Here is an 11682-nt window from a genome sequence, read left to right on the forward strand (position 1 = left end):
TACCTGCAAGGGCTCTTCGGCTTGACGCCCGGTTCAGTCAGCCATGCACAAATTTCGAGCGATGGCTAATGCAATCGCCCTGGCCGCATGACAGAGTGATGGTCTGGCTGTCAAAGCCGCTGCCGATGGCCTTGCGCACAGGGGGGAGTGCGGCCAGCCCCAGGCCTGCTGCGGTTCCGGCCGCGACGATGACTTTGTAGGTATGCCAAAAAATGTTTTGCTTCTCGGCCAATAAATTGGCCATGGCATGGCACGCGGCTACGCTCGGCATGAACCAGAACGAGTGCTGCAAATACGGCAACAGACGCACATCCGAGTACGGAAATGGCGGCCGCGTGCCAGCCTTCAGCAACTCGGCTGACTGTGCCACGTGCCCGCCGCGAATAATGTCCAGCCACTTCTGCACGTCGCTCTTGTGCTTGAACTCGGCGGCGTCACCAGTTCCTTTGGCTTCGAAGAATGCATTGAGGTCGAATTCATCGAACTCGCCGCCGCTGGCTACTGCTAGCAGTTCGTCGGGCATCTGATAGGTCAGTAGCCGCATCTGCGGCAAGGCCCTGTAGGGGTTGCGCTGACCAGGGTGGTCGGCCGTATAGGCCGCCTTGGCCCGTTGCTCGTCGGTGTAGGTCCAGTTGAAGATCTGCTCTTCAATGAATTCGCCCGTCGCCAAGGCCTTGAACGGTGTGCCCGAGAGGTACAAATAGGCCCGTGTGGTGATGGGTAAGAATTCTGCTTCCTGGCCGGCAAGCACAGTCAGTTCCTCGTTGACGCCATCCAGATCGCCGGCGTACTCCAGCTTGGCCTCCTTCTTGGCCACTGCATCATCTTCGCCCTCGAACAGCTCCTTGGCGGTGTCGCGCCAAGCGCCGAAGTGGTATTCGTCGAATACCACCAAGTCCCAGTTCACCGTGTGCAGCCAAGTGTTTTGGGGCTTGATGTTGCCCGTGGCGTCGCGGCCTAGCAGGTCTTGAAACGACCCGAAGTAGACGACCGGCTTGCGCTTGTCGATCTGCGTGGGATCGCTACCCGATGACCGCGACAGGTACTGCCAGTCGTCAAAGTCAACATGACTTTCCAGATCAGTTTGCCAAGCGTCTTCAACCGCCGGTTTGAACGTCAGTACCAGAACCCGCTTGGCCTGCAGCTTCTTGGCCAGCTGGTAGGTTGTGAAGGTCTTGCCAAACCGCATCTTGGCGTTCCACAGGAAGCGCGGGGCGGCGTTGGAATCTTCAGCCCAGATCGACTGGTAGTAATCGAATGTCTTGCCCACGGCATCTGCCTGCTCGGCGCGCATGCCAAAGGTCTCGTGGTGCGTGCCACTGAAACGCTGGCCGGTGCGCAGCTCAGTCAGCACGGTTTTCACGTCCTCGACTGAGCAGCGCACCCATTCCAGCTCCGGGTTGTCAAACCCCTTCTTTGCCAGCGCGGCACGCACCTCGTGGTCGGAGAAGATCGAGCCATCGTCCCGCTCCGCCAGCTCGTCCAGCTCAATGGTGTAGTTCTTGATCGCCGCCGTCTTCAGTTGCTCCGCGACGCGCAAGGCCACATCACGTGTGGTCTGTCCTACCTTCAGCAGGCCAGCATGGGCAGCGTCTGCGATGGTGTAGGCATAGATACGGGGGCGGGCAACAGGCTTGGGGGCGAGGATGTCCTCGACGGTTGGCTTACTCATCGTCAGCCTCGTCAATCACGGCATCGTCAAAGAGTGCGGCGTCGTGTTCAGCAACTTGCGATTCAATGAAGGCAATCTCCTCCTCAGTCAGTCCATAGCGCGTGTAGAGCTTCTCGTCTGTCCATTCTTGGTCGAGAGGTACTCCAGGCACGAATGCGTAAACGTCACGGGTCGCGTGCTGGGTGGCTTTCCGCAGCGAAACCAGAAATCGAACGAAGCGGGTTCGGAGGAAGTTTGCGCAGTTGACGGCCCGCTCTTTGTCTTTGAAGTGTCCGGCGACGAGGTAGGTCTCAGTGCATGCCGATCCTGGCTCGGCAAGGATCGGTTTGCTCAAAAATTTCGTCTCAACAGCAGCGCTGGTGCCTTGTACTGCAGTCATCAGCACCTTCCACTCATCCACCCATGCGGGGTTGACGACTACATCTGCCCGTTCAATCCAAGTTACCTTGCGTGAGCCATACAACTTGACAGGATCGGCGATCTTTTGGGCGTCGGCTTGGCCGTGGAAAAAGGTGCGAAATCCGAAAGGTTTGCCGCTGGACACTTGGTTGTCAAAGCTGGGCTCGCGTAGAGCTAGAACCTTCTCCAAGATGGGAACGGCTTCATTGCGTCGAACAAGGATGTCGTACCGGTCAAGATGTCGAGCAACTGCTGGGCCTGTTGGTTGTCCATCCCAAATGGTTTGCACTGAACATGGTCCGTTATGGTTGCGGTCCCACATAAAGTACGAAATACCCCCCCGAATCTTCACGCCTGGGAATCCCTCGTATAGCTTGGGGTAGTCGACGATGTTGCGCATCCGCTTGTCAGCCAGCATGCGCGCGCGAAAGGCGTCTAGCCCTTTGCCACCAGCCATCCATCGCGACGGCGTGACAAAGACGGCGTAGTGCGGCTCCAAGTCGAGCGCGTTTTCTACAAACAACTGATAGATCGGCGCGGCGCTCGCGCCATGACCGCCGTCGCTCAGCTGGTACGGTGGGTTGCCGATGATCACGTCGAATTGCATATCGTCTCCAAACAACTCGGCCATGCGAGTCTTGATGTCGTCTGTGTGGATGAAGGCGTAGGCATGGGTTTCCATGTCTTCGCCTCTATCCAATGCTTCTTGACTGGCGCCGCAAAACTCACACTTCCTGTTCGCCCAGGTGTGCTCCGTGCGCTCAAACCAAATGTTGCCGGCCTCGTTGGTGAACTGCTTGGTCACCGAGTGCGGGCCGTTGGCCTGCTTGGAGCAATACAGACTGCGGCGCGCGAGGAGGCTGGTCAGGCGGGTGATGCCGATGCCAAACACCTGCTTTGTTAGGACGTGATCGACGCGCTCTTGCAAGTCAGGGATCTGCCTGGCCAAGCCGAGAACAAGGCGGCTGGTGATTTCGCGTAGAAAAATGCCCGACTTTGTGAAGGGGTCGAGAAACTTGACCGTCTTGTCTTGCCAGATGTCGGCGCCGTCATGGTCGTCAGCCCAGCCTTGAGCTAGCAAGTCGAGCATGCGGTTGGCCAAATCGGGCGGCGTGAATACTTCGTCGTTCGACAGGTTCGCGATACAGGTCAGAACATCGGGGTTGCGCCCACGCAGGGTGAAACTGACTTTTCCGCTCACGAGGCCTCCTCTTGATTCTTGTCGCAGTCGGTGGCAGCGAGTTCGCGTACCGTCATGGGCGGGTAGGTTTTGATGGGCGTGAAGATCTCATGCTTGCCGAACAGAGAGCCCTCGGCGCTGAAGTTCGATGAGCCGGTCAGCACATCCAGGCGAAAATCGCGGCGCTGGAATTTGCCCTTGCCCACGTAGCCCCATTCGGCGAAAGCGATGGGGGTGCCATCGCGCGTGCGCATGGTGAGTGCGTCGCCGTGAAGGATGTTGCACCTCAGTACATGCGATGCGGCCCGGCGGAGGTCATCGCCTTCGCTGACCCGCGTGTACTCGGAAAAAATCTCAAGTGCATTGGCTCGGCATTCCGCCACGTTGTCAGCTAGCAGCTCGATGCCGTAGATGCACATCAGGGCCAGCAGTGCGTAGTTCTGCCGCTCAAAGTCAGAGCGGCCATACTTGAGCTCCACTGCTGTTAGCTTGCGCTGCAGGATGCGGCGGATGAAGTTGCCACTGCCGCAGGCGGGCTCCAGAAACCGCGCGTCGATACGCTCAGTCTCATCCTTCACAAGATCCAACATGGCTTCCACCATCCATGGTGGCGTAAAGACTTCACCGTGGTCGACTACCCGTTGTTTAGATTTGACGAGGTTCATTGTTTCGGAGTGCGCCACAGGCGGGCGAAGTCAAACGAAGGTTGGCGATGGTCCGGATAGGCGGCAGATGCTTGCAACGGCAAGCTCCGCGATGAATGCCTGTCACTTGAATGCCCCCACTCCCGCAAGGAGTGCGGCGTGCATCATCGAGGTTTGGTGCAGTCACTACAACGCCGTACGTTCCCACAGCGTATTACAAACAAATGGCTCGAAAAAGCCCAGCAGGTATGGGGGCTTGCTAGGTCTGGGATGCAGTCGCTGCGAGACCGAGCTGGCGCCAAGGAAGGCTCATCTTGCTAATTCCTCAGAGACAAAGAAAAAGCCCGAGTGACTTGCATCACTCGGGCTTTTGTCTGGCGGAGAAGGAGGGATTCGAACCCTCGATACGGGGGTACCGTATACCGGATTTCGAGTCCGGCGCATTCGACCACTCTGCCACCTCTCCTGGTAGCTTGCTGCTGAACCGTGGTCTGTTCAGCGAAGAATTCGATTATAGACGATCAACAGCCCATCTTGTCAAGGCCCCCGAGATAGGGTCGCAGCACTTCCGGCACGGTGATGCTGCCGTCGGCGTTCTGGAAGTTCTCGAGCACCGCCACCAGCGTGCGGCCGACCGCCAGGCCCGAGCCGTTGAGCGTGTGCACGAACTCGTTCTTGCCCTGCGCGTTCTTGAAGCGTGCCTGCATGCGCCGCGCCTGGAAGGCCTCGCAGTTCGAGCAGGAGCTGATCTCGCGGTAGGTGCCCTGGGCCGGGACCCAGACTTCCAGGTCGTAGGTCCGGGTCGAGCCGAAGCCCATGTCGCCGGTGCATAGCAGCATGACGCGGTAGGGCAGGCCGAGCTTCTGCAGGATCGCCTCGGCGTGGCCGGTCATTTCCTCGAGCGCGGCGTTGCTGTGCTCGGGGTGGGTGATCTGCACCATCTCGACCTTGTCGAACTGGTGCTGGCGGATCAGGCCGCGGGTGTCGCGGCCGGCCGAACCGGCCTCCGAGCGGAAGCAGGGGCTGTGCGCGGTGAGCTTGATCGGCAGCGCGTCGGCCGGCACGATCGTGTCGGCGACGACGTTGGTCAGCGTGACCTCCGCGGTCGGGATCAGGTACCACTTGCTGCCGGCGGCCTCGCCGTCGCCCGAGGTGACGTGGAAGAGATCCTGCTCGAACTTGGGCAGCTGGCCGGTGCCGCGCAGCGCCTCGCCCTGCACCAGGTAGGGCGTGTAGCACTCGGTGTAGCCGTGCTCCTGGGTCTGCACGTCCAGCATGAACTGGGCGAGCGCGCGGTGCAGCCGGGCGATCTGGCTCTTCATGAAGGTGAAGCGCGAGCCCGAGAGCTTGGCGCCGGTCTCGAAGTCCAGGCCCAGCGGCGCGCCCAGGTCCACATGGTCCTTGACGGCGAAGTCGAAGGTGCGGGGCGTGCCCCAGCGGCGCACCTCGACATTGCCGGTCTCGTCCGTGCCGACCGGCACGTCGACCTGCGGCAGGTTGGGGACCGACAGCACCAGGGCCTCGAGCTGAGTCTGGATCTGGCCCAGGCGATCGGCGCAGCGCTTGAGCTCGTCGCCGATGCCGGCGACCTCGGCCATCAGTGCGCTGGTGTCCTCGCCCTTGCCGCGCAGGGCGCCGATCTGCTTCGAGAGGCGGTTGCGGGTGGCCTGCAGCTCCTCGGTGCGGGTCTGGACGGTCTTGCGCTCGGCCTCCAGCGCGCGGAAGGCGTCGGCGTCGAGAAAGGGCTGCGGGTTCTTGCGGGTCTGCAGGCGCGCGAGCACCGCGTCGAGATCGCGGCGCAGCAGGGTGATGTCAAGCATGGGGATGGGAAGACTGGAGCTGGAAAGCAGGAAGGTTCAATTCTGGCGCTGCGCCGCGGCCTCGGCCATCGACTTGTCGCCCAGGCCCTTCGGCAGCGGGAATTCGATGTGTTCCTCCACGCCGGGCATCTTGCGCACCGCCAGCGCGCCAAGCTCGCGCAGCCGCGCGATGACCTGGTCGACCAGCAGCTCGGGCGCCGAGGCGCCGGCGGTCAGGCCCACGCGCGGGCGGCCCTCGAACCACTCGGGGCGCAGCTCGGCGGCGCTGTCGATCATGAAGCCGGGCGTGCCCAGGCGCTCGGCCAGCTCGCGCAGGCGGTTGCTGTTGGAGCTGGTCGGGCTGCCGACCACGATGACGATGTCGACCTCGGCCGAGAGCACCTTCACCGCGTCCTGGCGGTTCTGGGTGGCGTAGCAGATGTCCTGCTGCTTGGGTTCGCGCACCTGCGGGAAGCGGCGCTTGACGGCGGCGAGGATCTCGGCGGCGTCGTCCACGCTCAGCGTGGTCTGCGTGACCACCGCCAGTCGGCTCTCGTCGGGCACGACGACCCGGTCCACATCCTCGACATCCTCGACCAGGTGGATGCCGCTGTCGAGCTGGCCCATCGTGCCTTCGACCTCCGGATGGCCCTTGTGGCCGATCATGATGAAGTCGTAGCCCTCGCGGCGCAGCTTGGCGACCTCGACATGGACCTTGGTCACCAGCGGACAGGTCGCGTCGAAGACCTCGAAGCCGCGCGCCTGGGCTTCGCGGCGCACCGCCTGGCTCACGCCGTGGGCGCTGAAGATCAGCGTGGCGCCCGCGGGCACCTCGGCGAGGTCCTCGATGAAGATCGCGCCCTTGGCCTTCAGGTCGTTGACGACATAGGTGTTGTGCACGATCTCGTGGCGGACATAGATCGGCGCGCCGAACCGGGTGATCGCGCGCTCGACGATCTCGATGGCGCGGTCGACGCCGGCGCAGAAGCCGCGCGGCTGGGCCAGCACCACCTCCTGCACCGGCAGGGGGGTTGTCGTGTCGTTCGTCGTCGTCATCACAGCACTCCGATCAGCTGCACCTCGAAGCTCACCGGCTGGCCGGCGAGCGGGTGGTTGAAGTCGAACAGCGCCCAGTCGCGGCCGGTGGGGCCGAGCTCGCGCAGGATGCCGGCAAAGGCGCCGCGGCCGTCGGGCGTGGGGAACTGCACCACGTCGCCGACCTGGTACTCCTCGTTAGGGTCGCCCATCTGGCGCAGCTCCGAGAAGGCGAGCTTCTGCACCATGTCCGGGTTGCGCGGACCGAAGGCCTCGCCGGCGGCCAGTTCGATCACGGTGCGCGTGCCTTCCTCCAGGCCGATCAGGCGCGCCTCGATGGCCGGGGCCAGCTCGCCGCTGCCGATTGTCAGCGTCGCGGGCTTGTCGTTGAAGGTGTTGACGATGTCGCCGCCGTCCGGGCCGGCGAGGCGATAGTGAAGCGTCAGGAATGAACCCGCTTGGACCTGTGGCACGTCAGTGATCCTGTTCTCGATAGACTGTCCGCGATTTTAGGTGTCCCCCGATGAAAGACCTGCCGCCCGAGCTGAGACCCCGCGAGAAGCTGCTGAGCCACGGCCCGGCCGCGCTGCAGGATGCCGAGCTGCTGGCGATCCTGCTGCGCACCGGCACGGCGGGCAACGGCGTGCTGCAGATGGCGCAGCAGCTGCTGGATCGCTTCCAGGGCCTGGGCGGGCTGCTGCGGGCCGATGGCGCGGCGCTGGCCACGGTCAAGGGCCTGGGGCCGGCCAAGCGCGCCGAGCTGCTGGCGGTGCTGGAGCTGGCGCGGCGCACGCTGGCGGCCGAGATGGCGCGCCGGCCGGTCTTCGACTCGCCGCAGGCGGTGCGCGACTTTCTGCGGCTGGAGCTGGCCGAGCTGGGCCACGAGGTCTTCGCGGTGCTGTTCCTGGACGCGCAGCACCGGCTGATCCGCTTCGAGCCGATGTTCCGCGGCACGCTGACGCAGACCAGCGTCTACCCGCGCGAGGTGCTCAAGCGCGCGCTGGCGCTGGATGCGGCCGCGGTCATCCTGGCGCACAACCACCCTTCCGGCGTGGCCGAGCCGTCGAAGGCGGACGAGTTCCTGACCCAGTCGCTGAAGACGGCGCTGCAGATGATCGACGTGCGGGTGCTCGACCACTTCGTCGTCGGGCGCGGGCCGGTGGTGTCCTTTGCCGAGCGGGGGCTGCTGTGACGACGACGATGAAGGTGAATTCGCTCGATGGTCTGGCCGCGGTGCAGCGGGTGCTGCGCGAGCGCCGCCGCCGCGCCGAGGAAGAGGCCGCGCGCCGTGCCGCCGAGGAGGCCGCGCGCCGGCGCGAGCATGAGCTGTTCGAGCGCAGCGTCGGCCCGGTGGTGCGGCTGCGCTCGCGCAATCTGGCCGAGATCGTCCGGCCGCGTCCCTTGCCCCACCCGCGCCAGCGCGAGCTCGACGAGGCCGAGGTGATGCGGGTCGCGCTGTCCGACGAGTTCGACCCCGAGTCGCTGATGGAGACCGACGACCAGCTCTCCTACCGCCAGTCCGGCATCGGCGACGATGTGCTGAAGAAGCTGCGCCGCGGCGTCTGGGTCACGCAGGGCCAGATCGACCTGCACGGCCTGAATCGCGACGCCGCGCGCGAGGCGCTGGCCGGCTTCCTGATCGACGCGGGCAAGCGCGGCTGGCGCTGCGTGCGGGTGGTGCACGGCAAGGGCCTGGGATCGCCGGGGCGCCAGCCGGTGCTCAAGGGCAAGGTGCGCTCGTGGCTGGTGCAGCGCCAGGAGGTGCTGGCCTTCACGCAGGCGCGCGGGCCGGACGGCGGCGCCGGTGCGCTGATCGTGCTGCTGGATTCGTCGCGCAGCCCGGACGGCCGCCTGCGCTGACGTCCCGATCTGTCGGCTGCGGGGCGTTCAGCGGTTGCGCATCCAGTCGGCGGTGCGCATGAAGCTTTCGGTCAGGCGCTCGATCAGCGCCGGGTCGAGCTGCACCTCGGTCATGGCCTGGTGCATGCAGGCCACCCACTGGTCCCGCTCCAGGATGCCGATCGAGAAGGGCATGTGGCGCATGCGCAGCCGCGGATGGCCGAAGCGCTCGATGTAGAGATCGGGGCCGCCCAGCCAGCCGCTCAGGAACCAGTGGAGCTTGTCGCGGGCCTCGTCGAGCGTGCTGCCATGGGCGGCGCGCAGCTCGCGGTAGGCGGGCTCCAGGTCCATCAGATCGTAGAAGCGGTCGACCAGCGCGCGAACCCGGGCATCGCCGCCCACCCATTCGTACGGAGTGGCGGGTGTCTGGGGTGTGGTGGGGATGTCAGTCGTCATGCGGGCGCACTGTAGCCCAGCGCGTGCCTGCGCGGGGTGCGCGGGATCAGCGCGGATCGTCGGTGACGGTGACGGCGGCGCCGGCCAGGTCGGCCTCGGCGGGCAGATCGGCGCAGGGGGCGGGCGCCGACGCGTCCTGCGTGGCGACCGGCTCGGGAACCGGCAGCAGCGTCACCAGGGTGCCCGCGGGCATCGGCAGGCGGCCGGCTGGCGGGTGCAGCGTGGCCAGACGCATCGCGATCGCCGACATGCCCTGGGCGGCGTCGGAGCCCGGATAGGCGAGCATCACCAGCTGGCGCCGCTGCACCGCCTGGCGCACCGAGGTGTCGCTGACGATCTCCCCGAGCGGATTCAGCCGGATCGTGCCGCCCTCGGGCAGCGTGATGAAGCGGTCGATGACCGACTGCAGCTGCGCCGCCACATGGCGACCCTCGCCATGGCGATGGGTCTGGTTGACCACCAGCATCATCGAGGTGCGGCCCTGCTGCATGCCCAGCACCTTGACGGTGGCGTAGGCGTCGGCCAGCGCGGTCGGCTCCGGCGTGGCGATGACGATCGCCTCGTCGGCCATCGAGATCGCGTAGAGCACCACGTCGGAGATGCCCGCGCCGGTGTCGATCAGCACCCGGTCGTAGTGCGGGCGCACCGTGTCGATCAGTCGCGCGAACTGCTCGCGCACCGTCGGCGTCAGCCGCGAGTACTCGATCAGGCCGGAGCCGGCCAGCAGCACCTGGAAGTCGCCGGGCGCGGTCAGAAGCGCCTGGTCGAGCGTGCCCTGCCCGGTGAAGACATCATGCAGCGTGCGCCGGGGCTGCAGGTTCAGCACCACGTCGAGGTTGGCCAGACCGAGGTCGGCATCGATCACCAGCACCCGCTCGCCCCGGCGGGCCAGCGCGGCGGCGAGATTGGCGGCCAGCATCGTCTTGCCGACGCCGCCCTTGCCGCTGGTGATCGCGAAGACACGCGGACGCTCGGTGCGGCCGGTCGCGGTCGGCTCGGAGCCGGGCGAGGTCGTCAGGGTCGTCGTGCTCATCGGGTGGAATCCAGTGTGTCGGGCATGAACGCCGACATGGTGCTGAACAGCATGTCGCGTTCCTCGTTGCTGACCTCCGAGTGGGGAGGCAGCTCCATGCAGGTGCGGTTGCGGCCGGCGGCCTTGGCGCGGTAGAGCTGCTGGTCCGCGCGCTCCATCCAGAGCCGGGCCGAGGAACGGACCCAGCGCGGGGCAAAGGCGCCGCCCACGCTGGCGGTCACGCTCAGCCGCACATGCCGGCTGACCTCGATCCGGCAGGACTCGATCGCCAGGCGGATGCGGTCGGCCACCGCCTCGCCGAAGCTGGCCGGGCAGTTCGGCAGCACGGCCGCGAACTCCTCGCCGCCGATGCGCGCCACCGTGTCCATCGGACGGACGCACTCCTGGAGCGTGCGTCCGATCGCGCGAATGACCTCGTCGCCGGCACCGTGGCCGTAGCTGTCGTTGACCCGCTTGAAGTGGTCGATGTCGATCAGCAGCAGCATCGCCGACTCGCCCGAGCGCGCGACCCGGTCGATCTCGCCCTCCAGGCTGGCCTCGAACTGGCGGCGGTTGACCAGGCCGGTCATCGGGTCGCGGCTCGACAGCATGCACAGACCGTCGATCAGCGCCTGCAGCCAGGCGGCCGAGCCGGGCTCGAGCCGCGACAGGCCGTCCACGCCCGAGCGCTCGAGCATCTGGACCGCGAGATCGACGCGCAGCGTCGCGCCGCCGATGGTCACGGTGTTCATGCGATGACGGACCTCGGGTGACGGGGTCATGAAGTGGTCTGGGCGAGTGGGGCGGCGATGATTTTGCAGTCTAAGGGGTCCGGCGGATTCGCCTGCGCCAAGATGGGCCCGGTTTGACGGGTTTCTTCCCGGGCTGCACGGCGGCATGCGACGGCACAGTGCACCACAGTCCGGGAACCTGTCATGACCAATACCCAGAGTGCCTCCCCCTCGTCTGCCGATGCTCGCCGGCCTGCCGGAGCCCGTGCCTCCGACGCCTCCTCTGCCGAGGCGCGTGTCGTGCCCGGACGGATCGAGCGCATGCGTGCCGAGCGGCGTGCCTCTGGCGAGGCGTCTTTCTTCTACCGCGAGGTCGCCTTCAATGCCGATGCGGTCAAGGTGATGCCGGGCGAGTATTTCGTCCACAGCGAGGATCTGGTCATCACCACGACGCTGGGCTCGTGCATCGCCGCCTGCCTGTGGGATCGCCAGGCCGCGGTCGGCGGCATCAACCATTTCATGCTGCCCGGCGACGGGGCGTCCGACGACGGCGGCCGCTACGGTTCCTGCGCGATGGAGCTGCTGATCAACGCGCTGATCAAGCGCGGTGCGACCCGGCGCACGCTCGAGGCCAAGGTCTTTGGCGGCGCGGCGCTGATCGCCGGCAATGGCGCGCTCAATGTCGGCCAGCGCAACACCAGCTTCGTGCTCGACTATCTGCGCACCGAGGAGATTCCGCTGGTGTCGCAGGATGTGCTCGGACCCTATCCGCGCAAGGTCTGCTTCTTCCCCAAGACCGGGCGCGCGATGGTGCGCCGTCTGCCGCCGGCGCAGCGCGAGGCCGCCATCGCGCTCGACCAGGATGCACGCCGCCGCGCCTCGGCGTCCGCAGCCGGCAGCATCGACCTGTTCTGA

The 11682-nt window shown here is 65.6% G+C and carries 12 protein-coding genes and 1 tRNA gene; 3 read left to right on the top strand and 10 right to left on the bottom strand.

What is annotated here, in order from left to right; all coding sequences use genetic code 11:
• Positions 1-37 precede the first annotated feature (37 nt).
• The 7 genes from NFT33_RS06825 to NFT33_RS06855 all read right to left on the bottom strand — a co-directional run bounded on the left by NFT33_RS06825 (position 38) and on the right by NFT33_RS06855 (position 7202).
• Positions 38-1672 (bottom strand): DEAD/DEAH box helicase family protein, encoded by a 1635-nt coding sequence (locus tag NFT33_RS06825; protein WP_251674105.1) that lies wholly within the window; start codon positions 1670-1672, stop codon positions 38-40.
• The gene (locus NFT33_RS06830) at positions 1665-3272 is read right to left on the bottom strand and encodes an Eco57I restriction-modification methylase domain-containing protein (protein WP_251674107.1); all 1608 of its coding nucleotides are present in this window, start codon (positions 3270-3272) and stop codon (positions 1665-1667) included. Before NFT33_RS06830 ends, NFT33_RS06825 begins: the two co-directional genes overlap by 8 nt.
• Positions 3269-3916 (bottom strand): DNA methyltransferase family protein, encoded by a 648-nt coding sequence (locus NFT33_RS06835; RefSeq protein ID WP_251674109.1) that lies wholly within the window; start codon positions 3914-3916, stop codon positions 3269-3271. The genes NFT33_RS06830 and NFT33_RS06835 overlap by 4 nt, the downstream gene beginning before the upstream one ends.
• A gap of 354 nt (positions 3917-4270) precedes the next feature.
• A tRNA-Ser gene (locus NFT33_RS06840) sits at positions 4271-4361 on the bottom strand.
• 55 nt (positions 4362-4416) lie between these two features.
• Entirely contained in the window at positions 4417-5715 is a 1299-nt protein-coding gene (gene serS, locus NFT33_RS06845) for a serine--tRNA ligase (RefSeq protein WP_251674111.1), read from the bottom strand.
• A gap of 36 nt (positions 5716-5751) precedes the next feature.
• Positions 5752-6750, bottom strand: a complete 999-nt coding sequence (gene ispH / locus NFT33_RS06850; RefSeq protein WP_251674114.1) for a 4-hydroxy-3-methylbut-2-enyl diphosphate reductase — start codon at positions 6748-6750, stop codon at positions 5752-5754.
• Positions 6750-7202 (bottom strand): FKBP-type peptidyl-prolyl cis-trans isomerase, encoded by a 453-nt coding sequence (locus NFT33_RS06855; protein WP_149504323.1) that lies wholly within the window; start codon positions 7200-7202, stop codon positions 6750-6752. The genes ispH and NFT33_RS06855 overlap by 1 nt, the downstream gene beginning before the upstream one ends.
• A 50-nt stretch (positions 7203-7252) precedes the next feature.
• Between NFT33_RS06855 and radC the strand changes: the two genes are divergently transcribed.
• Together radC and NFT33_RS06865 are read left to right on the top strand one after the other, a co-directional pair.
• Positions 7253-7921 carry a RadC family protein gene (radC, locus tag NFT33_RS06860; RefSeq protein WP_220787663.1) on the top strand — a complete coding sequence of 223 codons (669 nt, stop codon included), beginning with the start codon at positions 7253-7255 and terminating at the stop codon, positions 7919-7921.
• An 8-nt stretch (positions 7922-7929) separates the two neighbouring features.
• Positions 7930-8589, top strand: a complete 660-nt coding sequence (locus NFT33_RS06865; protein ID WP_149504321.1) for a Smr/MutS family protein — start codon at positions 7930-7932, stop codon at positions 8587-8589.
• A gap of 27 nt (positions 8590-8616) precedes the next feature.
• Here the strand turns inward: NFT33_RS06865 and NFT33_RS06870 are convergent, their stop codons facing one another.
• Genes NFT33_RS06870 through NFT33_RS06880 form a run of 3 tightly spaced genes read right to left on the bottom strand, consistent with a single transcriptional unit; the run spans position 8617 to position 10788 of the window.
• Positions 8617-9024 (bottom strand): group II truncated hemoglobin, encoded by a 408-nt coding sequence (locus NFT33_RS06870; RefSeq protein ID WP_149504320.1) that lies wholly within the window; start codon positions 9022-9024, stop codon positions 8617-8619.
• Between the two features lie 46 nt (positions 9025-9070).
• A complete protein-coding gene (locus tag NFT33_RS06875) occupies positions 9071-10057 on the bottom strand; it encodes a MinD/ParA family protein (RefSeq protein ID WP_309296127.1) in 987 nt (328 codons plus the stop codon).
• Positions 10054-10788, bottom strand: a complete 735-nt coding sequence (locus tag NFT33_RS06880; protein WP_220787660.1) for a GGDEF domain-containing protein — start codon at positions 10786-10788, stop codon at positions 10054-10056. The genes NFT33_RS06875 and NFT33_RS06880 overlap by 4 nt, the downstream gene beginning before the upstream one ends.
• A gap of 183 nt (positions 10789-10971) precedes the next feature.
• On the opposite strand from NFT33_RS06880, the gene cheD reads away from it, so the two are divergent.
• Positions 10972-11682 carry a chemoreceptor glutamine deamidase CheD gene (gene cheD, locus NFT33_RS06885; protein WP_149504318.1) on the top strand — a complete coding sequence of 237 codons (711 nt, stop codon included), beginning with the start codon at positions 10972-10974 and terminating at the stop codon, positions 11680-11682.

The organism is Sphaerotilus sp. FB-3 (assembly GCF_023706025.1).
Taxonomy (GTDB): Bacteria; Pseudomonadota; Gammaproteobacteria; order Burkholderiales; family Burkholderiaceae_C; genus Sphaerotilus; species Sphaerotilus sulfidivorans.

Coding starts and splice junctions, on each gene's coding strand:
- NFT33_RS06870 (WP_149504320.1), bottom strand. CDS start 9,024: ATGACGACTGACATCCCCACCACACCCCAGACACCCGCCACTCCGTAC.
- NFT33_RS06875 (WP_309296127.1), bottom strand. CDS start 10,057: ATGAGCACGACGACCCTGACGACCTCGCCCGGCTCCGAGCCGACCGCG.
- radC (WP_220787663.1), top strand. CDS start 7,253: ATGAAAGACCTGCCGCCCGAGCTGAGACCCCGCGAGAAGCTGCTGAGC.
- ispH (WP_251674114.1), bottom strand. CDS start 6,750: ATGACGACGACGAACGACACGACAACCCCCCTGCCGGTGCAGGAGGTG.
- NFT33_RS06835 (WP_251674109.1), bottom strand. CDS start 3,916: ATGAACCTCGTCAAATCTAAACAACGGGTAGTCGACCACGGTGAAGTC.
- serS (WP_251674111.1), bottom strand. CDS start 5,715: ATGCTTGACATCACCCTGCTGCGCCGCGATCTCGACGCGGTGCTCGCG.
- NFT33_RS06865 (WP_149504321.1), top strand. CDS start 7,930: ATGAAGGTGAATTCGCTCGATGGTCTGGCCGCGGTGCAGCGGGTGCTG.
- NFT33_RS06825 (WP_251674105.1), bottom strand. CDS start 1,672: ATGAGTAAGCCAACCGTCGAGGACATCCTCGCCCCCAAGCCTGTTGCC.
- cheD (WP_149504318.1), top strand. CDS start 10,972: ATGACCAATACCCAGAGTGCCTCCCCCTCGTCTGCCGATGCTCGCCGG.
- NFT33_RS06880 (WP_220787660.1), bottom strand. CDS start 10,788: ATGAACACCGTGACCATCGGCGGCGCGACGCTGCGCGTCGATCTCGCG.